Consider the following 20,981-nt stretch of genomic DNA (forward strand, 5'->3'; position numbering starts at 1 on the left):
ACAACGAGTGACCTGAATCAACTGGTCCAACCGATCAAGAAAACCGTCTGTCATCCCATCGACACCGGCCTTTGATCAGCATAGACAATCAGGTCGCCACATCCGTTAGCCTGGAGTTCTACACATGCATCCCCGCGTCCTTGAGGTCACCGAACGGCTTATCGCCCGCAGTCGCGCCACGCGTGAGGCTTACCTTGCATTGATTCGCGGTGCGGCCAGCGACGGGCCAATGCGCGGCAAGCTGCAATGCGCCAACTTCGCCCATGGCGTGGCCGGTTGCGGCAGCGACGACAAGCACAGCCTGCGGATGATGAACGCCGCGAACATCGCGATTGTTTCGTCATATAACGACATGCTCTCGGCGCACCAGCCGTACGAGGTCTTTCCCGAACTGATCAAGAAAGCCCTGCGCGAAATCGGCTCCGTCGGCCAGTTCGCCGGAGGCACACCGGCCATGTGCGATGGCGTGACCCAGGGCGAACCGGGCATGGAGCTGAGCCTGCCGAGTCGCGAAGTGATCGCGCTGTCCACCGCCGTGGCGCTGTCCCACAACATGTTCGACGGCGCGCTGCTGCTCGGCATCTGCGACAAGATCGTGCCGGGCCTGATGATGGGCGCGCTGCGCTTCGGCCATCTGCCGATGATCTTCGTGCCGGGCGGGCCGATGGTCTCGGGCATTTCCAACAAGCAGAAAGCCGACGTGCGGCAGAAATACGCCGAAGGCAAGGCGACCCGCGAAGAGCTGCTGGAATCGGAGATGAAGTCCTACCACAGCCCTGGCACCTGCACCTTCTACGGCACCGCCAACACCAACCAGTTGCTGATGGAAGTCATGGGCCTGCACTTGCCGGGTGCGTCCTTCGTCAATCCGAACACGCCGCTGCGTGACGCCCTGACCCGCGAAGCCGCGCATCAGGTCACGCGCCTGACCAAGCAGAACGGCGACTTCATGCCGATCGGCGAAATCGTCGACGAGCGTTCGCTGGTCAACTCGATTGTCGCGCTGCACGCCACCGGCGGCTCGACCAACCACACCCTGCACATGCCGGCCATCGCCATGGCGGCGGGCATTCAACTGACCTGGCAGGACATGGCCGACCTCTCCGAGGTGGTGCCGACCCTGAGCCACGTCTACCCGAACGGTAAAGCCGACATCAACCACTTCCAGGCTGCGGGCGGCATGTCGTTCCTGATCCGCGAACTGCTGGAAGCCGGGCTGCTCCACGAAAACGTCAACACCGTGATGGGTCATGGCCTGAGCCGCTATACCCAGGAGCCGTTCCTCGACAACGGCGAGCTGGTGTGGCGCGAAGGCGTGACCGACAGCCTCGACGAAACCATCCTGCGGCCGGTGGCCCGCGCGTTCTCTGCCGAAGGTGGCCTGCGGGTGATGGAAGGCAACCTCGGTCGCGGGGTGATGAAAGTCTCCGCCGTCGCCGTGGAAAACCAGATCGTCGAGGCGCCGGCCATGGTGTTCCAGGATCAGCAGGACCTGGCCGATGCGTTCAAGGCCGGTTTGCTGGAGAAGGATTTTGTCGCGGTGATGCGCTTCCAGGGGCCGCGCTCCAACGGCATGCCCGAACTGCACAAGATGACGCCGTTCCTCGGCGTGTTGCAGGACCGCGGCTTCAAAGTGGCGCTGGTGACTGACGGACGCATGTCCGGTGCGTCGGGGAAAATTCCGGCGGCCATTCACGTCAGCCCCGAAGCTTATGTCGGCGGCGCTTTGGCGCGGGTGCAAGAGGGCGATATCATCCGCGTCGATGGCGTCAAAGGCACCCTGGAGCTTAAGGTGGACGCCGAAGAATTCGCAGCGCGCACACCGGCCAAGGGCCTGTTGGGCAACAACATCGGCACCGGTCGCGAGCTGTTTGGTTTCATGCGCATGGCCTTCAGCTCGGCGGAGCAGGGCGCCAGCGCCTTCACTTCTGCCCTGGAGACGCTTAATTGAAACTGGCTTTGGTCGGTGACATCGGTGGGACCAACGCACGTTTCGCGTTGTGGAAAAACCAGCAGCTGGAATCGGTCCAGGTGCTGGCAACGGCGGATTTCCCCAGCCCGGAAGAAGCGATCAGCCTCTACCTCAAAGGTCTGGGGCTGGCGCCGGGTTCGATCGGTTCGGTGTGCCTGTCGGTGGCCGGTCCCGTCAGTGGCGATGAGTTCAAGTTCACCAACAATCACTGGCGTCTGAGCCGCAAGGGTTTCTGCCAGACCTTGCAGGTGGATCAACTGTTGCTGGTCAACGACTTCTCGGCCATGGCCCTGGGCATGACCCGTTTGCAGCCCGGCGAATTCCGCGTGGTCTGCGAAGGCGTGCCGGAGCCGTTGCGCCCGGCTGTGGTGATTGGCCCGGGCACTGGCCTGGGCGTCGGCACCTTGCTCGATCTGGGCGAGGGCCGGTTTGCTGCGTTGCCAGGTGAGGGCGGTCACGTCGACCTGCCGTTGAGTAGCCCGCGTGAAACCCAACTATGGCAGCACATCTTCAACGAGATCGGCCACGTCAGCGCTGAAACCGCGTTGAGCGGCGGCGGCTTGCCCCGCGTCTACCGGGCGATCTGTGCAGTGGATGGGCACACACCGGTGCTCGACACGCCGGAAGCCATCACCGCCGCCGGGCTGGCGGGCGACCCGATTGCCGTGGAAGTGCTTGAGCAGTTCTGCTGCTGGCTCGGTCGCGTGGCGGGCAACAATGTGCTGACCACCGGTGGGCGCGGTGGCGTGTACATCGTTGGCGGGGTGATTCCGCGGTTTGCCGATTTCTTCCTCGAAAGCGGTTTCTCCCGCTGCTTCGCCGACAAGGGTTGCATGAGCGATTACTTCAAGGGGATTCCGGTGTGGCTGGTGACGGCGCCGTATTCGGGCTTGATGGGTGCGGGTGTGGCCTTGGAACAATCAAACCCAGCTTGAAACCCGATTACCTGTAGGAGCGAGCCTGCTCGCGATGGACGTCAACGATAACGCGGGCATTCTGAATGCACGCGGTGCCTTCAAGTCCATCGCGAGCAGGCTCGCTCCTACAGTGGTTTTGTGGTGTTTGTAAAAATGGTGCATCAGGCATAATCCGCCCAATTCAAACAACAAGGATGCCTTCGAAGTGAGCTCAGTCAACAAGTCGATTTTGTTGGTCGATGACGATCAAGAGATACGCGAGTTGCTGGACACCTACCTGACTCGCGCCGGGTTTCAGGTGCGTGCCACTGCCGATGGCGCCGGGTTTCGCCAGGCGCTGAACGAGGCGCCGGCCGACCTGGTGATCCTTGACGTGATGCTGCCCGACGAAGACGGCTTCAGCCTGTGTCGCTGGATTCGCCAGCATCCGCGCCAGGCGCAGGTGCCGATCATCATGCTCACCGCCAGTTCCGACGAAGCCGACCGTGTCATCGGCCTGGAACTGGGCGCCGACGATTACCTCGGCAAGCCGTTCAGCCCACGGGAATTGCAGGCGCGGATCAAGGCGTTGCTGCGCCGCGCGCAGTTCGGTCAGGAACGGAGCGGCGGTGAGGTGTTGGCCTTCGATGACTGGCGCCTGGACATGGTCAGCCATCGGTTGTTTCACATCGATGGCGAAGAGGTGATTCTCTCGGGTGCCGACTTCGCACTGCTGAAACTGTTCCTCGACCATCCGCAGGAAATCCTCGACCGCGACACCATCGGCAACGCGACCCGTGGCCGTGAACTGATGCCGCTGGATCGCATCGTCGACATGGCGGTCAGCCGGTTGCGCCAGCGCCTGCGCGACACGGAAAAACCGCCACGGTTGATCCGCACCGTGCGCGGCAGCGGCTACCAACTGGCGGCCAATGTGGTTGCCGGCAATGGCCACTGAGATGTTGCGCAAGCTCGCCGCCAGGGTGCCGATGCCGCGTTCGCTGCTCGGGCGGATGTTGCTGTTGACCTTGCTGGCCGTGCTGTTCGCCCAGGCGCTGTCGAGCGTGATCTGGGTGTCGCAACTGCGCGCCACGCAACTCGAGGGCCTGGTCACCAGCGCCCGCAGCCTGGCCCATTCGATGACGGCCAGTGTCAGTTATTTCCGTTCGTTGCCGGTGGCGTTTCGGCCTCTGGTGCTCGATCAGTTGCGCAGCATGGGCGGCACCCGGTTCGTGGTTACGCTCAACGACAAACCCCTGGGTATGGAAGTGCTGCCCATCACCCCGCGCAAAGAGGCGGTGCTCAAGGCGGTGGACGAGGTGTTGCGCCAGTCCCTCGGCCAGGACACGGACATCTCGGTGACCTTCGTCAGCCCGGAAGACCTGCGCATCTTCAATGGCGGCCTGAAACTCGATGAGTTGCCACGCTCCTGGGCGCACTACGCGTTGACCCTGGAACCGGTGAACCCGCCGGTGCTGGTCACGCAGATCCAGATGGCGCCGGGCGAATGGCTGTACATCGCCTCGCTGTTGCCCGAGCCCTACACCAGTCTTGAAGAGCAGGGCCTGCCGGCGCAGCAGGTGTGGTTCATCGTCCTGACCAGCGGCTTTCTGCTGTTGTTCATCGGCCTGCTGGTGCACTGGCAGAGTCGGCCGCTCAAGCGCCTGGCGCGGGCCGCGCGCGATCTGTCGCTGGGTGCCGACGTGGAGCCGGTGGCCGAGGGCGGTGGCAGTGAAGTGGTCGAGGTCGGGCGCGCCTTCAACACCATGCGCGAGCGCATCAGCCGTTACCTGACCGAGCGCAGCCAGTTGTTCAGCGCGATTTCCCACGACCTGCGCACACCGATCACCCGGTTGCGCCTGCGCGTTGAATTGCTCGAAGACGAAACGCTGCAAGCCAAGTTCGGGCGCGATCTGGACGAGCTCGAATTGCTGGTCAAGGGCGCGCTGCAATGCGTGAAGGACACCGACATCCACGAGAACATCGAGCCGGTGGACCTCAACCATGTGCTCGACTGTCTGGTGGAACCGTACCTGGCCCCCAACGGCAATGGTCGCGTGACCCAGCAGGGGCGGGCGCTGGCGGCGTATCCGGGCAAACCCCTGGCGCTCAAGCGCTGCATCGGCAACCTGATCGACAATGCGTTGAAGTACGGGCAGAACGCGCACCTGCACATCGATGACGATGACCGCGCGTTCATCCTGCATGTCGATGATGAAGGGCCCGGCGTGCCGGAGCAGCGGCTGGAGCAGGTGTTCGAACCGCATTTCCGTCTGGCCGGGCAGCAGCAGGGTTATGGCTTGGGGTTGGGGATTGCCCGCAACATTGCCCATAGCCATGGCGGCGAGGTCAGCTTGCAGAACCTGCGTGAAGGCGGGTTGCGGGTGACCTTGCAATTGCCACGCAGCGTTGACTAGTCAGACCGCGTTATCGTTCTTCGCGAGCAAGCCCGCTCCCACATTTGACCGAGTTCATCCAGATGGAATGCGATCAACTGTGGGAGCGGGCTTGCTCGCGAAGGCGTTAGAAGATTCAACACATCCCTCAAGATAAATGTCACAACCTGGTGACATAACCCACCCCCTTCGTTACAAGCCCGCCGCCTTCCGTTGTTTATGCTGCCCCTCAGTCATAACAACAAAAAAGGTACGCCATGGACACCCTCCAACCCGCCTTCAGCAGTTGGCTGATCGCACCTGCCCATCAGCAATGGCTCGCCGCCGAAGGCCTGCGCCTGTTGAGCTTTGCCAAGGCTTCCAGGCTCCCTGAAGGCTTCGGCAACCTCGATGAAAAGGGTCGCCTCCCGGCCGATGCGCAAGCCCATACCATGAATACCGCTCGCATGACCCACAGCTTCGCCATGGCCCATATCCAGGGCTTGCCGGGCTTTGCCGAGCTGGTCGATCACGGCGTCACAGCACTGCGCGGGCCACTGCGCGATGCGGTTCACGGCGGCTGGTTCGCCACTGCCGAACATCGCGACGGCAACACCGGCAAGAACGCCTACCTGCATGCTTTCGTCGCGCTGGCCGCCAGTTCGGCGGTGGTCGCACAGCGTCCCGGTGCGCAAGCCTTGCTCGATGATGCCATCGACATCATCGACACCTGGTTCTGGAGTGAAGAAGAAGGCGCGATGCGCGAGTCCTTCAATCGCGACTGGAGTGAAGAGGAAGCCTATCGCGGCGCCAACAGCAACATGCACGCCACCGAAGCCTTCCTCGCCCTGGCCGATGTCACGCAAGACAAACGCTGGTTGTGCCGCGCCCAGCGCATCGTCGAACGCGTGATCCATGGTCACGCCGCTGCCAACGATTACCTGGTGATCGAGCATTTCGACCGCCACTGGCAGCCACTGCGGGGTTACAACCGTGACAATCCGGCGGACGGTTTTCGCCCCTACGGCACCACCCCGGGCCACGGTTTCGAGTGGGCGCGGCTGTTGCTGCATCTCGAAGCTTCGCGGGTGAGCGCGGGGATGCTCACGCCGGGCTGGCTGGTCACCGACGCGCAAAAACTCTTCGAGCACAACTGTCGACACGGCTGGAACATCGATGGCGCGCCGGGGATTGTCTACACCCTGGACTGGGACAACAAAGCGGTGGTCCGCCATCGCCTGCACTGGACCCATTGTGAAGCCAGTGCCGCCGCCAGTGCGCTGATCAAACGCACGGGTGAAGTGCAGTACGAGCAGTGGTACCGCCTGTTCTGGGATTTCTGTGACAGTCATTTCATCGACCGCTGTGATGGCAGCTGGTATCACGAACTCGATCCGCAAAACCGCCCGAGTGCCGATATCTGGCCCGGCAAGCCCGACCTTTACCATGCCTGGCAAGCCGTGCTGATTCCGCGCCTGGCGCTGTCACCGAGCATGGCCACGGCGCTGGCGCAGTTGTCCCAGAGCGGTTCTATGTAACCATGCGGTGACATTCGCGCATCCCTTCGTTACCTGCGAGGGGATATCCCCTGTTTAGAATCTTATGCAGCGCAAGCAACAGACTTGCATGCATAACAACAAGAAAGGTGCTCCTAGATGAATGCGATTTCTCGCCTCGCTACTGTCATTTCTCTCGCTTCCCTGTCTGCGCTCCCCCTCAGTGTCCTGGCCGCCGAATCCAAAGGTTCCGTTGAAGTCGTTCACTGGTGGACCTCCGGTGGTGAAAAAGCAGCGGTCGATGTCCTGAAGGCTCAAGTCGAAAAAGACGGCTTCACCTGGAAGGACGGCGCAGTCGCCGGTGGCGGCGGTTCCACAGCCATGACCGTACTCAAGAGTCGCGCCGTAGCCGGCAACCCGCCAGGCGTTGCGCAGATCAAGGGGCCGGACATCCAGGAGTGGGGCAGCACCGGCCTGCTCAGCACCGACGCGTTGAAAGACGTTTCCAAGGCGGAAAACTGGGATGGCCTGCTGTCGAAGAAAGTCTCCGACACCGTGAAGTACGAAGGTGATTACGTTGCCGTGCCGGTGAATATCCACCGCGTCAACTGGCTGTGGATCAACCCGCAAGTGTTCAAGAAAGCCGGGATCGAAAAAGCCCCGACCACCCTCGAAGAATTCTATGCCGCCGGCGACAAGCTCAAAGCCGCAGGCTTCATTGCGCTCGCCCACGGCGGTCAGCCTTGGCAGGACAGCACCGTGTTTGAAGACGTGGTGCTCTCGGTCATGGGCGTCGACGGCTACAAGAAAGCCCTGGTCGACCTGGATCAGAAAACCCTGTCCGGCCCGGAAATGACCCAGTCGTTCGCCGAGCTGAAAAAGATCACCACCTACATGGACCCGAACCGCGCCGGTCGTGACTGGAACATCGCTGCCGCTGAAGTCATCAACGGCAAGGCCGGCATGCAGATGATGGGCGACTGGGCGAAAAGCGAGTGGACGGCGGCCGGGAAAGTCGCGGGCAAGGACTACCTGTGCGTAGCGTTCCCGGGCACTGAAAAGGCCTTCACCTACAACATCGACTCCCTGGCCGTGTTCAAGCTCAAGGCTGATCGCAAGGGTGACATCGCTGCCCAGCAAGACCTGGCCAAGGTCGCCTTGGGCACCGACTTCCAGAAAGTCTTCAGCATGAACAAGGGTTCGATCCCGGTGCGTAACGACATGCTGGGCGAAATGGACAAGCTCGGCTTCGACGAGTGCGCCCAGAAGTCGGCGAAGGACTTCATTGCGGACGACAAGACTGGCGGCCTGCAACCGAGCATGGCGCACAACATGGCCACCTCCCTGGCCGTGCAGGGCGCGATCTTCGACGTGGTCACCAACTTCATGAACGACAAGAACGCTGACCCGGCCAAGGCCAGCGCCCAACTGGCTTCGGCTGTCAAAGCCGCCCAGTAACTCGTAATCGCCGCAGGTAATCCTGCGGCAAACCCCAGAGAGAGCTCCGCCCCAATTGTAGGAGCGAGCTTGCTCGCGATGGACTACCAGACACCGCGCTCATCCAGACAGAACCCGGTGTTCTTGATTCCATCGCGAGCAAGCTCGCTCCTACAGGGGGGAACTCTGTCCGGATTTCACTTCTCCACCTGGATTATCCCGATGAGCTCTGTGGCGGTTTTCAGCAAAGCCTCACCGTTCGATGCGCTGCAACGCTGGCTACCCAAACTGGTACTCGCGCCGAGCATGCTGATCGTGTTGGTTGGCTTCTACGGTTACATCATCTGGACGTTCATTCTGTCCTTCACTAACTCCAGCTTCATGCCGAGCTACAAGTGGGTCGGTCTGCAGCAATACATGCGCCTGATGGACAACGACCGCTGGTGGGTCGCGAGCAAGAACCTCGCGGTGTTCGGCGGCATGTTCATCGGCATCAGCCTGGTGCTGGGCGTGTTCCTCGCCGTGCTGCTGGACCAGCGCATTCGCAAGGAAGGCTTCATCCGCACCGTCTACCTGTACCCGATGGCGCTGTCGATGATCGTCACTGGTACCGCCTGGAAATGGCTGCTCAACCCTGGCCTGGGCATGGACAAGATGCTGCGTGACTGGGGCTGGGAAGGCTTCCGTCTCGACTGGCTGGTGGATCAGGATCGCGTGGTCTACTGCCTGGTGATCGCCGCCGTGTGGCAAGCCTCCGGGTTTGTCATGGCGATGTTCCTGGCCGGCCTGCGCGGTGTCGATCAGTCGATCATCCGCGCCGCGCAAGTCGACGGGGCGAGTCTGCCGACCATCTACCTGAAGATCGTCCTGCCGAGCCTGCGTCCGGTGTTCTTCAGTGCCTTCATGATCCTGGCGCACATCGCGATCAAGAGCTTCGACCTGGTCGCGGCGATGACCGCGGGCGGCCCGGGTTATTCATCCGACCTGCCGGCGATGTTCATGTATTCCTTCACCTTCAGCCGTGGCCAGATGGGCATTGGTTCGGCCAGCGCCATGCTGATGCTGGGTGCCGTGCTGACCATCCTCGTGCCGTACCTGTACTCCGAGCTGCGAGGCAAACGCCATGACTAATCAACTCGGAAAATCGGGCATCAGTTTCAGCCGCATCGCGATCTACGCCACCCTGCTGTTGGCAGCGGCGGTGTACCTGATCCCGCTGGTGGTGATGCTGCTGACCAGCTTCAAATCCCCGGAAGACATCCGCACCGGCAACCTGCTGAGCTGGCCGACCGTGATCGACGGCATCGGCTGGGTCAAGGCCTGGGACGTGGTCGGCGGCTACTTCTGGAACTCGGTGAAGATCACCGTGCCGGCGGTGCTGATCTCGACCTTCATCGGCGCGATGAACGGCTACGTGCTGTCGATGTGGCGCTTCCGTGGCTCGCAGTTGTTCTTCGGCCTGTTGCTGTTCGGCTGCTTCCTGCCGTTCCAGACCGTGCTGCTGCCGGCCTCGTTCACTCTCGGCAAATTCGGCCTGGCCAACACCACCACCGGCCTGGTGCTGGTGCACGTGGTCTACGGCCTGGCGTTCACCACGCTGTTCTTCCGCAACTACTACGTGAGCATTCCGGATGCGTTGGTCAAGGCCGCAAGGCTCGATGGCGCAGGCTTCTTCACGATCTTCCTGAAAATCCTGCTGCCGATGTCGATCCCGATCGTGATGGTCTGCCTGATCTGGCAGTTCACCCAGATCTGGAACGACTTCCTGTTCGGCGTGGTCTTCGCCAGCGGCGATGCCCAGCCAATTACCGTGGCCCTGAACAACCTGGTCAACACCAGCACCGGGGCCAAGGAATACAACGTTGATATGGCCGCCGCGATGATCGCCGGGCTGCCGACACTGCTGGTCTACATATTCGCTGGCAAGTATTTCCTGCGTGGGCTGACGTCCGGCGCGGTCAAGGGGTAGAAAGATGGCAACTCTCGAATTACGCAACGTCAACAAGACCTACGGCCCCGGCTTGCCGGACACCCTGAAAAACATCGAACTGAAAATCGATGACGGTGAGTTCCTGATCCTGGTCGGCCCGTCGGGCTGCGGTAAATCCACGCTGATGAACTGCATCGCCGGGCTGGAAACCATCAGTGGCGGCGCGATCCTGGTGGATGACGCCGACATCAGTGGCATGAGCCCCAAGGATCGTGACATCGCCATGGTGTTCCAGTCCTACGCGCTGTACCCGACCATGAGCGTGCGCGACAACATCGCCTTCGGCCTGAAGATCCGCAAAATGCCGACCGCGGAAATCGACGAAGAAGTTGCTCGGGTTTCCAAGCTGTTGCAGATCGAACACCTGCTCAGCCGCAAGCCCGGCCAGCTCTCCGGTGGTCAACAACAGCGTGTGGCGATGGGCCGTGCCCTGGCGCGGCGGCCGAAGATTTACCTGTTCGACGAGCCGCTGTCCAACCTCGACGCCAAGCTGCGGGTCGAGATGCGCACCGAAATGAAACTGATGCACCAGCGCCTGAAAACCACCACGGTCTACGTGACCCACGACCAGATCGAAGCCATGACCCTGGGCGATAAGGTGGCGGTAATGAAGGACGGGATCATCCAGCAGTTCGGTACACCGAAGGACATCTACAACAACCCGGCCAACCTCTTCGTGGCGAGCTTCATCGGTTCGCCGCCGATGAACTTCATTCCGCTGCGCCTGCAGCGCAAGGACGGTCGCCTGCTGGCGCTGCTCGACAGCGGCCAGGCCCGTTGCGAGCTGCCGCTGGGCATGCAGGACGCAGGTCTCGAAGATCGCGAAGTGATCCTCGGCATGCGCCCTGAACAGATCATTCTGGCCAACGGTGAAGCGAACGGTTTGCCGACCATTCGTGCCGAAGTCCAGGTCACCGAACCGACCGGGCCGGACACCCTGGTCTTCGTCAACCTCAACGACACCAAGGTCTGCTGCCGCCTGGCGCCGGACGTGGCACCGGCGGTGGGGGAGACCCTGACCCTGCAATTCGATCCGGCGAAAGTGCTGCTGTTCGATGCGAAAACGGGTGAGCGACTGGGGGTCGCAGGCGTGCCGAAAACCGAAGCGCACAGCGCCAACGTTGCCCAATTCAAAGGCCGCTGAAGAACAAACCTGTAGGAGCGAGCCTGCTCGCGATGGACGTCAACGATGACACTGGAAACCTGACACCCCACGGTGTTCTCAGGTTTCTCGCGAGCAAGCTCGCTCCTACAGGGGGGGATTCGCAATGCGCGGCCTGTCGCGCATTGCACCGGATGTAACCGCGTTAAAAAAAGAAAAGTTAATAACAATAAAACGAGGAAGTAGGGATGAAGATGAAGAACAAGGCCCGGTTGATCTGCCAGGTTTCAGCAGCGGCAGCACTGGTTCTGGCCGGCAATGCGATGGCCGATGAAGCGTTCAGCTCCGACTCCAGGTGGATGACGGGCGATTGGGGTGGCGAGCGTACCAGGCTGATCGAGCAAGGCATCGACATCAAGATGGACTACGTCGGTGAAGTCGGCGGCAACCTGCATGGCGGCTTCAACGATGACAAGACCGCGCGCTACGCCGACCAGTTTGGCCTGGGCGCGGCGCTGGACCTGGAAAAACTGTTCGGCTGGGACAACACCCAGGCCAAGATCCAGCTCACCAACCGTAACGGCGAGAACATCTCCAACGACCGTATCGGCGACCCGCGTGCCGGCACCTTGAGTTCCTCCCAGGAAGTCTACGGTCGTGGCCACATGGTGCGTCTGACCCAGTTGTGGATTCAGCACCAGTTCTTCGACAACAAGCTGGACGTCAAGGCCGGTTACTTCGGTGAAGGTGAAGACTTCAACACCTTCCCGTGCGAATTCCAGAACCTGGCGTTCTGCGGATCCCAGGTCGGTAACTGGGCCACCAACATCTGGTACAACTGGCCGGTCAGCCAGGCGGCGATCCGCGTGAAGTACCACATCAATGACGAGCTCTACGCCCAGATCGGCGCGTACAACCAGAACACGTCGCAACTGGAGCACGGTAACGGCTTCAAGCTCAGCGGCAGTGGCACCAATGGCACCGTCCTGCCGGTCGAGCTGGTCTGGTCGCCGAAGGTCAACAACCTGCCGGGCGAATACCGTGTCGGTTACTACAAAAGTACCGCCAATGCCGACGACGTTCTCAAGGACGACAACGGCCAGGATGCCGCGACCACCGGCAACCCTTATCGCGTCCACGATAGCAAGCACGGCTACTGGTTCGTCGCGCAGCAGCAACTCACCAGCCACAATGGCGATGCATCCCGTGGTCTGAACATCGCGGCCAACGCCACCTTCCACGACAAGGACACCAACTTCATCGACAACTACCAGTCGCTGATGTTCGTGTACAAGGGCCCGTTCGACGCGCGTCCCAAGGATGACGTGGGCATCGGTTTCGCCCGTATCCATGTCAACGATGACGTGAAGAAAAACGCTGAACTGACCAACGTGGCCAACGGTGTTTCGGAATACGACAATCCGCTGTTTTCGCCCATTCGTGAAACCGAATACAACTACGAGATCAACTACGGCTTCCACGTGACCAACTGGCTGACCGTACGTCCCAACCTGCAATACGTCACTCACCCGGGTGGTGTGGATGAAGTCGACAACGCGCTGGTGGCCGGCCTGAAAATTCAGTCGGTGTTCTAACGCGTCTGCGATAAGCTTCCCTCCATGTGCGCATATTTGCGGACAGCCATGGCTGTCCGCTTTTTTTTGCGGGCCGCGCACCCCGGTGACAGATGATTTTCAGGACCGTGGCACATGCTTGAGCATCCGCTACAACGCTTCTTCAAATCCTTGCGCGAACGTCCGGTTTTCGCGTGGGAGCGCTATCAGATGCGCGACGTGCTGGTGATCGATCATCCGCTGTGTCAGGCGGTGTTCAGTCGGCAGGGCGCGCAGTTGTTGCACTTCCAGCCCAAGGGGCAAAAGCCCTGGCTATGGTGCGCGGCAAAGTGGCCGCAGGTCGGGGCCATTCGCGGTGGTGTGCCGGTATGTTGGCCCTGGTATGGCCGGCATCCGAGCGAAAACGCCTGGCCGTCCCATGGCTGGGCGCGACTGCTCGACTGGAAGCTGCTCGACAGCAGCAGTGACGACGAAGGCGTGCGGTTGCACTGGCAGCTGAAGTTGTGTGACTGGCAAGTGGATCTGCACGCCCATCTGGGTGAGCGCATGGACTTGCGCCTGAGCACCGAGCATCAGGACGACATGCCGTGCCAGATGAGCCAGGCTTTGCATGCTTACTGGCGTATTGGCGATGTCAGTGAGATAGCGCTGTCTGGGCTCGAAGGAGCGCAGGGTTATGACCAGTTGAGCCGACAGGTGTGTCAGCAGGAAGGCGAGTTGCGCGTGGACGGCGGTTGCCAGCGGGTGTTCCAGCATGATGGCGAATTACAGCTCAACGACCACGCCTGGCAGCGGGCGTTGTGCATCGACACGGGCGAAACGGCCGACACGGTGGTGTGGCATCCCGGTTCGCGGCCGTTGCTCGGCGTGACCTGGAACGAGATATCCGAATTCGTTTGCGTAGAGGCAGCAAGCGGGGGCACCGACAGCCTGTGTCTGAAACCTGGGGAGCGGGCGCATCTGAGTTTGCAGGCGCGGGTGGGGGGGGGAATTCAGGATCTTGCGGTGTCTTGACTGGCCCCTTCGCGAGCAAGCCCGCTCCCACAGAGGGAATGCATTCCAAATGTGGGAGCGGGCTTGCTCGCGAAGGCGTCCTTTCAAGCAACCAAGATTCAGGATCGGTCAGTTGAACTCGTCACCCACCGGATACCGGCTGGCATTCAGGCTCTCCTTGATCTTGCGCAAATGCGGCTGGAAATCCACGCCCCGGCGCAACGTCATGCCAGTGGCGAGCACGTCCAGCACGGTCAGCTGGATGATCCGCGACGTCATCGGCATGTAGATGTCGGTGTCTTCCGGCAGCGGAATGTTCAGGCTCAGGGTGCTGGCCTTGGCCAGCGGCGAGTTCTCGGCGGTCAGGCCCAGCACCGAGGCGCCGTTTTCCCGGGCGATACGCGCCACTTCCACCAGTTCGCGGGTGCGCCCGGTGTAGGAAATGATCACGAACAGTTCGCCGGTATGGGCCACCGAGGCAATCATGCGCTGCATCAACACATCCGCGTGGGCCGTGACGGCGAGGTTGAAGCGGAAGAACTTGTGCTGCGCATCCAGTGCCACTGGGGCCGAGGCGCCGAGGCCGAAGAAGTGGATCTGCCGGGCCTGGATCAGCAGGTCGACGGCGCGGCTGATCAGGTTCGGGTCCAGTGCCTGGCAGGCGCTGTCCAGCGAGGCGATGGCGCTGCCGAAGATCTTCTGGGTATAGGCCTCCGGATTGTCATCGGCCTCCACCGCGCGGCTGACGTACGCGGCGCCACTGGCCAGGCTTTGGGCCAGTTGCAGCTTGAGCTCGGGGTAGCCGCTGACGCCGAACGAACGGCAGAAACGGTTGACCGTCGGTTCGCTGACCGAGGCGGCCTGGGCGAGGGCGGCGATGCTGAAGCGGGTGGCCTGCTGCGGGTTGAGCAGGATCACCTCGGCGACTTTGCGTTCGGCCTTGTTCAGCTCTTCAAGGCGATTCTGGATCTGCTCCAGTAAATTTCGCACGCGGTCCATATAAGTATCCTTGATTCACCGGCGCGGATAAGCGCGCGGCTAATGCAAAAAGGGCCTTTGGTGAGGCCCATGACGGTGGCCTATCCTACTGATGGCTCCGACCGACCACCACTCGGAATCTGTATTTTGCGAAAATGTTGTGGTTATTACTACATTTTCCCTTGAGTGATGCCTTGAAAAAAGGTATTTGTAGCTTAACTTGATAAAAGAACAAACATCATGCTCTCGATTACGGTTGAACCGTGCACCTTTGCCTTGTTCGGCGCCCTTGGCGATCTGGCCTTGCGCAAGCTGTTTCCTGCCCTTTATCAACTCGACGGCGCCGGCCTGTTGCACGAGGACACGCGAATCATCGCGCTGGCCCGTGAGCCGGGCAGCGAGCAGGAACACCTGACGTTCATCGCCTCCGAGCTGCGCCGCTATGTCGGTGCCAAAGAGCTGGACGAAGCCGTGGTCGAGCGTTTTCTGGCGCGCCTGAGCTACCTGCACGTCGATTTCCTCAAGTCCGAAGATTATGTGGCCCTGGCCGAGGTGGCCGGTACCACGCAACGGGTCATTGCCTACTTCGCCACGCCGGCCGCCGTCTACGGCGCGATCTGTGAGAACCTGGCCAAGGTCGGCCTGGTGCAAAACACCCGTGTGGTGCTGGAAAAGCCCATCGGTTCGGACCTGGAATCCTCGCGCAAGGTCAACGACGCCGTGGCGCAGTTCTTCCCGGAGAACCGCACCTACCGCATCGACCACTACCTGGGCAAAGAGACCGTCCAGAACCTGATCGCCCTGCGTTTCGCCAACAGCCTGTTCGAAACCCAGTGGAACCAGAACTACATCTCCCACGTGGAAATCACCGTGGCCGAGAAGGTCGGTATCGAAGGCCGCTGGGGGTACTTCGACAAGGCCGGCCAGCTGCGCGACATGATCCAGAACCACCTGCTGCAACTGCTCTGCCTGATCGCCATGGACCCGCCGGCCGACCTGTCCGCCGACAGCATCCGTGACGAGAAGGTCAAGGTGCTCAAGGCCCTGGCGCCGATCAGCCCGGAAGGCCTGACCACCCAGGTGGTGCGCGGCCAGTACATCGCCGGCTACAGCGAAGGCAAAGCGGTGCCGGGGTACCTGGAAGAACCCAATTCCAACACCCAGAGCGATACCGAAACCTTTGTCGCCCTGCGTGCCGACATCCGCAACTGGCGCTGGGCCGGCGTGCCGTTTTACCTGCGTACCGGCAAGCGCATGCCGCAGAAGCTGTCGCAGATCGTCATCCATTTCAAGGAACCGTCGCACTACATCTTCGCTCCCGAGCAGCGCCTGCAAATCAGCAACAAGCTGATTATCCGCCTGCAACCGGACGAAGGCATTTCCTTGCGTGTGATGACCAAGGACCAAGGCCTGGACAAAGGCATGCAGCTGCGCAGCGGTCCGTTGCAGCTGAATTTTTCCGACACCTGGAGCAGCGCACGGATTCCCGATGCCTACGAGCGGTTGTTGCTGGAAGTGATGCGCGGCAATCAGAACCTGTTTGTCCGTAAAGATGAAATCGAAGCCGCGTGGAAGTGGTGTGACCAGTTGATCGCCGGGTGGAAAAAGTCCGGTGATGCGCCCAAGCCGTACGCGGCCGGGTCCTGGGGGCCGATGAGCTCCATTGCTCTGATCACGCGGGATGGGAGGTCGTGGTATGGCGATATCTGATTTGAAACTGCCGCAGGGCGTCAGCGCCCATGGGTTCAAGAGCCCGGTGCTGCTGGCTGAAAGCCTGGCACTGAGTGTGGCGAAAAAGCTGAGCGACGCGATCGACGCCCAGGGCACTGCGACCCTGGTGGTCTCCGGTGGCCGTAGTCCGGTGGCGTTTTTCCAGCACCTGGCCAGGCAGTCCCTGGACTGGTCGAACGTGGTGGTCAGCCTGGCCGACGAGCGCTGGGTGCCGGTGGAGCACGCCGACAGCAACGCGGGCCTGATCAAGCGTTATCTGTTGCAAGGTCCGGCGGCCAAGGCGCAGTTCCTGAGCCTGTACAGCGCCAGCGCCAACCTTGAACAGGCGGCGGAGCAGGCCGACCGCTTGCTGTCCGAACTGCCGGTGATCGACGTGCTGATCCTCGGCATGGGCGATGACGGCCACACCGCGTCGCTGTTCCCCAACAGCCCGAACCTTGCCGAGGCATTGCAGGCCGATGGCGTCCGTCGTTGCTGGCCGATGCTGGCGCCGACCGTGCCGCATCAGCGCCTGACCATGAGCCGCGCGCTGCTGGCCTCGGCCAAACACAAGGTTCTATCGATTTCCGGTCAGTCCAAGCTGACCACCCTGAGTACCGCACTGGCCGGCGACGATGTCGCCGCAATGCCGGTGCGCGCATTTCTGCAACCCACGTTAGAGATTTTCTGGTGCCCATGAGCCAAGGAACAGCCGCTATGACAAACCCATCCCCGACCGTTTCCATGGCGGAAAAAGTTGCCCTGATCGACAGCCTCTGCGCGAAAGCACGGATCCTGCCGGTGATCACCATCGCCCGCGAGCAGGACGTCCTGCCGCTGGCCGACGCGCTCGCGGCCGGTGGCCTGACGGCCCTGGAAGTGACCCTGCGTTCGCAATTCGGCCTCAAGGCCATCCAGATTCTGCGCGAGCAGCGTCCGGAGCTGGTGACCGGTGCCGGCACCGTACTGGATCGCCAGATGCTGGCGGCGGCGGAAGCGGCAGGCTCGCAGTTCATCGTCACGCCGGGCATCACCCGCGACTTGCTGGAAGCCAGCGTCGCCAGCCCGATTCCACTGTTGCCAGGCATCAGCAATGCCTCGGGCATCATGGAAGGCTACGGTCTGGGTTACCGCCGCTTCAAGCTGTTCCCGGCCGAAGTCAGCGGTGGCGTTGCGGCCATCAAGGCGTTGGGCGGCCCGTTCGGCGAAGTGAAATTCTGCCCGACCGGCGGCGTGGGCCCGGCCAACATCAAGAGCTACATGGCGCTGAAAAACGTCATGTGCGTGGGCGGTAGCTGGATGCTTGATCCGGAGTGGATCAAGAACGGCGACTGGTCCCGCATTCAGGAATGCACCGCCGAGGCCCTGGCGCTGCTGGACTGATCGCTTCACCCTACACTTCGTTGTGTGTTCTACGGCTTTACGGTGCGCTTGGTCGGTGCACCGTTTTTTTTTGCCTGAAAAAAATGGCCTGGATCGGCTCATACCCCCTGTGGGAGCGAGCTTGCTCGCGATGACGGTGTGACAGTTTGCATGGGTGTTGAATGACACGACGCCATCGCTCCCACAGGTTCGGCGCTAACCCTTGTAGGAGCGAGCCTGCTCGCGAAAAACCCGAGGGCGACACTGGGCATCAGGTTTCACCCGTTATCGTTCACGACCATCGCGAGCAAGCTCGCTCCCACAATGGTGAGTGTTCAGCGCAGTTCTTTCAGCGCGATGATCAACTGCTGCATATGGTCGGCAGTGCTGGTCAATCCCGGTGTCACGCGGATGCACGGCCCGCAAGCCGCGCCACTGCGCACCACGGTGAACAGGTTGTAGTCGTTGAGCAGCCTTTCGACCATCACCTGTTGATCGGCCTGTTGGGTAAAGCGCATCGAGGTGATGCCGCAATACAGCCGTGGATCATCCGGGGTCAACACCTCGATGCCCGGAAGTTCGCGAACTTCGCGCACCCACAGGTTGCGCAGATAATTGAGCCGCGCGCCCTTGGCCGCGGCTCCTCCCATCGCCCAATGTTCTTCGAGCACCAGCGGCAGGGTCAGCAGCGCCGGGATGTTGGGGGTGCTGTATGAGGTTCGGGCGCGGGTGTCAGTGGGCGGGAAGTGCATCTCGCCCATGTCCGGGTCGATGTCGGCCAGGCGTTCGGGGGCGATGTAGATATAGCCGAGCGTCAGCGGTGCACCGATCCACTTGTGCAGGTTGTAGCCGGCGAAGGCGATGCCCAGTTCGGTCAGGTCAAATTCGAGTTGGCCGAGGGCATGGGCACCGTCGAGGATGACGTCGATGCCATGTTCCTTTGCAGCGGCCGCAATCGCCTGCACCGGCATCACCAGACCCGTGCGGTGGGTGACGTGGGTCAGGGCCATCAGCTTCAGCCGTGGGTGCCGTGCGAAGGTTTCGCGGTAGGTGTTCAGCAGGCTGTCGAAGGTGGCCGGGTGTGCGTGCTCGATTTCGATCACTTCAACGCCGCGATTACGCGCCAGCCAGCGCATGGCGCCTTTGACCGTGTCGTATTCCAGATCGCAAACCAGTACCTGATCGCCGGGCTGCAGCCGGTTGTAGTTGCGGATCAGCGACTGCAAGCCTTCCGACGCGTTGCGGGTCAGGGCGATGCTGTCGCCGGGGACGCCTGTCAACCTGGCCAGTTGCGCGCGGATCTTCAGGCTGTCGCCCTGTTCGAAGCGCTGGCGTACGTACACCGAATTGCTGCGATTGATCAGCTCGATGTTGCGTTGGTACTCCTCGACGACCGTGCGCGACATGCGACCGAAGTAACCGTTCTCCAGGTTGAGCGGGCCGGGTTCGACATCGTAGCGGTCGGCAAAGGTTTGCCAGAAGGCTTCATCACGGGCGCGGCGGGTGTTGTCAGGCATGAGGGGGCTCGGTAGGTGATTCAGTGACGCGGGGCCGGTTTGCCGTGTTTGGCGCGCAGCGGTTCGAGCAAGTCCGACAAACCGTTGTGATCGATTTCCTGCATCAGGGCCAGCAGGCCGCCCAATTCGCCGTGAGGGAAACCCTCCCGGGCGAACCAGTTCAGGTAAGGGCCGGGCAGGTCGGCAATGATTCGACCCTTGTATTTGCCGAAGGGCATTTCACGGGTGATCAGCAGTTCGAGCTTTTCAGGATTCATCGATCGGTCGTCTTGATTCAGTCAGTCTGGAAAATACAGGCATTCTGCATGCAGGCCAAATGACAGATCATGCAAATAAAGCGGATACAGATTTTTTGTTAACAGATAACTGTTTGAAAAATAACGATTAGTTAAGCGATTCCGAGCTGGCATGCAGGGTGCAGTACTCATTGCATCGTTCATCAACCGAAGGAATTGAAAAATGACTGACATGAATAAAGAAGCGATTTCTGTACTCAATGACCTGATTGAAACCAGCAAGGACGGTCAGGCCGGGTTCAAGACTTGCGCTGAAGACATCAAGCACCCCGAACTCAAAACCCTGTTTATCAAGCGTTCGACCGATTGTGCGACGGCTGCTGCTGAGTTGCAGTCCGCGGTGCGTTCGATGGGTGGCGATCCGGAAACTTCCACCAGCGTCAGCGGTGACCTGCACCGTCGCTGGGTCGACGTGAAGTCGATGTTCACCGGCAAAGGCGAGGAGGCCGTGCTCAATGAAGCCGAGCGCGGTGAAGACCATGCATTGAAGGCTTATCGGGATGCCATGGAGAAAATCAACAAGCACAACCTGGTGGGCATTCGTGACCTGGTTGAGCGCCAGTACCATGGTGCGCAACGCAATCACGATCAGGTCAAGGCCCTGCGTAACCAGGCACGTGCGCGTTCGTAAGGCAAATCGATAAAACCTGTGGGAGCGGGCTTGCTCGCGAAGGCGGCGTGTCAGTCACCATTAATAGTGACTGACACGCCGCCTTCGCGAGCAAGTCGAATCGTCGCACCGCCGCTCCCACAAGGTTTGTTTTTACCCCACGTCAATCAGCCGATGCTGATCGCCGGCAGCTCCGTCAGCGTCACGCTCTGTTGCTTGCGTGGCGCGAGGATTTCCGCTTCGCCATCCACCACCAGTTCATCACGCTGATTGAACACACGAGTGGCAATGCGTACGCGAAACTTCGGCAGCTTTTCCAGAATTTCCAGGCGCACGGTCAGGGTGTCGCCGATCTTCACCGGTTTCTGAAAGCTCATTGTCTGACCGATATAGATGGTCCCCGGCCCAGGCAATTCGCAGGCGACCGCCGCGCTGATCAACGCACCGCTGAACATGCCGTGGGCGATGCGCTCCTTGAACATGGTGCTGGCGGCGTATTCGGCATCCAGGTGCACCGGGTTGTGATCGCCGGACATCGCGGCGAACAACTGGATGTCACGCTCTTCGACCGTCTTGCTGAAGCTGGCGGTCTGGCCCACTTCGAGGGCTTCGTAAGGGGTGTTGGTAACCTGGGTCATCTGTCTCAATTCCTGTGACGAATTAAAAAATCCAC

General features: G+C 61.1%; 19 protein-coding genes. 15 read left to right on the forward strand and 4 right to left on the reverse strand.

The annotated features are described in order from the left end of the window. Positions 1 to 124 precede the first annotated feature (124 nt). From edd to AC3WN7_RS23755, 11 genes are all read left to right on the forward strand, one after another. On the forward strand, positions 125 to 1,951 hold the full coding sequence (gene edd / locus AC3WN7_RS23705; protein WP_095967940.1) for a phosphogluconate dehydratase: 1,827 nt from the start codon (positions 125 to 127) through the stop codon (positions 1,949 to 1,951). Beyond that, complete coding sequence (locus AC3WN7_RS23710; RefSeq protein ID WP_102675764.1) at positions 1,948 to 2,907, forward strand: glucokinase; 960 nt, start codon at positions 1,948 to 1,950, stop codon at positions 2,905 to 2,907. The genes edd and AC3WN7_RS23710 overlap by 4 nt, the downstream gene beginning before the upstream one ends. A gap of 187 nt (positions 2,908 to 3,094) precedes the next feature. Beyond that, the gene (locus AC3WN7_RS23715) at positions 3,095 to 3,826 is read left to right on the forward strand and encodes a response regulator (RefSeq protein WP_015096574.1); all 732 of its coding nucleotides are present in this window, start codon (positions 3,095 to 3,097) and stop codon (positions 3,824 to 3,826) included. A 31-nt stretch (positions 3,827 to 3,857) separates the two neighbouring features. Further along, positions 3,858 to 5,285 carry an ATP-binding protein gene (locus tag AC3WN7_RS23720; RefSeq protein WP_015096573.1) on the forward strand — a complete coding sequence of 476 codons (1,428 nt, stop codon included), beginning with the start codon at positions 3,858 to 3,860 and terminating at the stop codon, positions 5,283 to 5,285. Positions 5,286 to 5,521: 236 nt separating this feature from the next. After that, positions 5,522 to 6,781: a D-mannose isomerase gene (locus tag AC3WN7_RS23725; protein ID WP_102675610.1), complete on the forward strand. Its 1,260-nt coding sequence runs from the start codon at positions 5,522 to 5,524 to the stop codon at positions 6,779 to 6,781. Positions 6,782 to 6,898: 117 nt separating this feature from the next. Beyond that, positions 6,899 to 8,197 (forward strand): ABC transporter substrate-binding protein, encoded by a 1,299-nt coding sequence (locus tag AC3WN7_RS23730; protein ID WP_015096571.1) that lies wholly within the window; start codon positions 6,899 to 6,901, stop codon positions 8,195 to 8,197. Between the two features lie 201 nt (positions 8,198 to 8,398). After that, the gene (locus AC3WN7_RS23735; RefSeq protein WP_095967936.1) at positions 8,399 to 9,307 is read left to right on the forward strand and encodes a carbohydrate ABC transporter permease; all 909 of its coding nucleotides are present in this window, start codon (positions 8,399 to 8,401) and stop codon (positions 9,305 to 9,307) included. Continuing rightward, the gene (locus AC3WN7_RS23740) at positions 9,300 to 10,145 is read left to right on the forward strand and encodes a carbohydrate ABC transporter permease (protein ID WP_095967935.1); all 846 of its coding nucleotides are present in this window, start codon (positions 9,300 to 9,302) and stop codon (positions 10,143 to 10,145) included. Before AC3WN7_RS23735 ends, AC3WN7_RS23740 begins: the two co-directional genes overlap by 8 nt. 4 nt (positions 10,146 to 10,149) lie before the next feature. After that, positions 10,150 to 11,310 (forward strand): ABC transporter ATP-binding protein, encoded by a 1,161-nt coding sequence (locus tag AC3WN7_RS23745; protein ID WP_095967934.1) that lies wholly within the window; start codon positions 10,150 to 10,152, stop codon positions 11,308 to 11,310. A 206-nt stretch (positions 11,311 to 11,516) separates the two neighbouring features. Further along, on the forward strand, positions 11,517 to 12,863 hold the full coding sequence (locus AC3WN7_RS23750; protein WP_102675611.1) for a carbohydrate porin: 1,347 nt from the start codon (positions 11,517 to 11,519) through the stop codon (positions 12,861 to 12,863). 114 nt (positions 12,864 to 12,977) lie between these two features. After that, a complete protein-coding gene (locus tag AC3WN7_RS23755; protein ID WP_102675612.1) occupies positions 12,978 to 13,856 on the forward strand; it encodes a D-hexose-6-phosphate mutarotase in 879 nt (292 codons plus the stop codon). Positions 13,857 to 13,964: 108 nt separating this feature from the next. Here AC3WN7_RS23755 and AC3WN7_RS23760 read toward each other — a convergent pair whose 3' ends face one another. Further along, on the reverse strand, positions 13,965 to 14,825 hold the full coding sequence (locus AC3WN7_RS23760; protein WP_170948639.1) for a MurR/RpiR family transcriptional regulator: 861 nt from the start codon (positions 14,823 to 14,825) through the stop codon (positions 13,965 to 13,967). Between the two features lie 228 nt (positions 14,826 to 15,053). Here AC3WN7_RS23760 and zwf point away from each other — a divergent pair, with 228 nt between their 5' ends. The 3 genes from zwf to AC3WN7_RS23775 are packed head-to-tail and all read left to right on the forward strand — an operon-like array spanning position 15,054 to position 17,906. Further along, on the forward strand, positions 15,054 to 16,523 hold the full coding sequence (gene zwf, locus AC3WN7_RS23765) for a glucose-6-phosphate dehydrogenase (protein ID WP_015096567.1): 1,470 nt from the start codon (positions 15,054 to 15,056) through the stop codon (positions 16,521 to 16,523). Then, positions 16,510 to 17,223 (forward strand): 6-phosphogluconolactonase, encoded by a 714-nt coding sequence (gene pgl, locus AC3WN7_RS23770; RefSeq protein WP_095967931.1) that lies wholly within the window; start codon positions 16,510 to 16,512, stop codon positions 17,221 to 17,223. Before zwf ends, pgl begins: the two co-directional genes overlap by 14 nt. 17 nt (positions 17,224 to 17,240) lie before the next feature. Beyond that, complete coding sequence (locus AC3WN7_RS23775) at positions 17,241 to 17,906, forward strand: bifunctional 4-hydroxy-2-oxoglutarate aldolase/2-dehydro-3-deoxy-phosphogluconate aldolase (protein WP_102675613.1); 666 nt, start codon at positions 17,241 to 17,243, stop codon at positions 17,904 to 17,906. 314 nt (positions 17,907 to 18,220) lie between these two features. Here the strand turns inward: AC3WN7_RS23775 and AC3WN7_RS23780 are convergent, their stop codons facing one another. Further along, positions 18,221 to 19,402 (reverse strand): aminotransferase class V-fold PLP-dependent enzyme, encoded by a 1,182-nt coding sequence (locus AC3WN7_RS23780; RefSeq protein ID WP_102675614.1) that lies wholly within the window; start codon positions 19,400 to 19,402, stop codon positions 18,221 to 18,223. Between the two features lie 20 nt (positions 19,403 to 19,422). Then, the gene (locus AC3WN7_RS23785; RefSeq protein WP_003227425.1) at positions 19,423 to 19,659 is read right to left on the reverse strand and encodes a DUF3820 family protein; all 237 of its coding nucleotides are present in this window, start codon (positions 19,657 to 19,659) and stop codon (positions 19,423 to 19,425) included. Positions 19,660 to 19,861: 202 nt separating this feature from the next. On the opposite strand from AC3WN7_RS23785, the gene AC3WN7_RS23790 reads away from it, so the two are divergent. After that, positions 19,862 to 20,329 carry a ferritin-like domain-containing protein gene (locus AC3WN7_RS23790; RefSeq protein WP_095967929.1) on the forward strand — a complete coding sequence of 156 codons (468 nt, stop codon included), beginning with the start codon at positions 19,862 to 19,864 and terminating at the stop codon, positions 20,327 to 20,329. 146 nt (positions 20,330 to 20,475) lie between these two features. On the opposite strand, the gene AC3WN7_RS23795 is transcribed toward AC3WN7_RS23790, so the two are convergent. Continuing rightward, positions 20,476 to 20,946, reverse strand: coding sequence for a MaoC family dehydratase (locus AC3WN7_RS23795; protein WP_095967928.1), 471 nt, complete (start codon positions 20,944 to 20,946; stop codon positions 20,476 to 20,478). Positions 20,947 to 20,981: the final 35 nt, after the last annotated feature.

The sequence above is a fragment of the Pseudomonas sp. FW305-70 genome (assembly GCF_058783925.1).

Coding starts and splice junctions, on each gene's coding strand:
- edd (WP_095967940.1), top strand. CDS start 125: ATGCATCCCCGCGTCCTTGAGGTCACCGAACGGCTTATCGCCCGCAGT.
- AC3WN7_RS23720 (WP_015096573.1), top strand. CDS start 3,858: ATGCCGCGTTCGCTGCTCGGGCGGATGTTGCTGTTGACCTTGCTGGCC.
- AC3WN7_RS23725 (WP_102675610.1), top strand. CDS start 5,522: ATGGACACCCTCCAACCCGCCTTCAGCAGTTGGCTGATCGCACCTGCC.
- AC3WN7_RS23730 (WP_015096571.1), top strand. CDS start 6,899: ATGAATGCGATTTCTCGCCTCGCTACTGTCATTTCTCTCGCTTCCCTG.
- AC3WN7_RS23735 (WP_095967936.1), top strand. CDS start 8,399: ATGAGCTCTGTGGCGGTTTTCAGCAAAGCCTCACCGTTCGATGCGCTG.
- AC3WN7_RS23740 (WP_095967935.1), top strand. CDS start 9,300: ATGACTAATCAACTCGGAAAATCGGGCATCAGTTTCAGCCGCATCGCG.
- AC3WN7_RS23745 (WP_095967934.1), top strand. CDS start 10,150: ATGGCAACTCTCGAATTACGCAACGTCAACAAGACCTACGGCCCCGGC.
- AC3WN7_RS23750 (WP_102675611.1), top strand. CDS start 11,517: ATGAAGATGAAGAACAAGGCCCGGTTGATCTGCCAGGTTTCAGCAGCG.
- AC3WN7_RS23755 (WP_102675612.1), top strand. CDS start 12,978: ATGCTTGAGCATCCGCTACAACGCTTCTTCAAATCCTTGCGCGAACGT.
- zwf (WP_015096567.1), top strand. CDS start 15,054: ATGCTCTCGATTACGGTTGAACCGTGCACCTTTGCCTTGTTCGGCGCC.
- pgl (WP_095967931.1), top strand. CDS start 16,510: ATGGCGATATCTGATTTGAAACTGCCGCAGGGCGTCAGCGCCCATGGG.
- AC3WN7_RS23775 (WP_102675613.1), top strand. CDS start 17,241: ATGACAAACCCATCCCCGACCGTTTCCATGGCGGAAAAAGTTGCCCTG.
- AC3WN7_RS23780 (WP_102675614.1), bottom strand. CDS start 19,402: ATGCCTGACAACACCCGCCGCGCCCGTGATGAAGCCTTCTGGCAAACC.
- AC3WN7_RS23785 (WP_003227425.1), bottom strand. CDS start 19,659: ATGAATCCTGAAAAGCTCGAACTGCTGATCACCCGTGAAATGCCCTTC.
- AC3WN7_RS23790 (WP_095967929.1), top strand. CDS start 19,862: ATGACTGACATGAATAAAGAAGCGATTTCTGTACTCAATGACCTGATT.
- AC3WN7_RS23795 (WP_095967928.1), bottom strand. CDS start 20,946: ATGACCCAGGTTACCAACACCCCTTACGAAGCCCTCGAAGTGGGCCAG.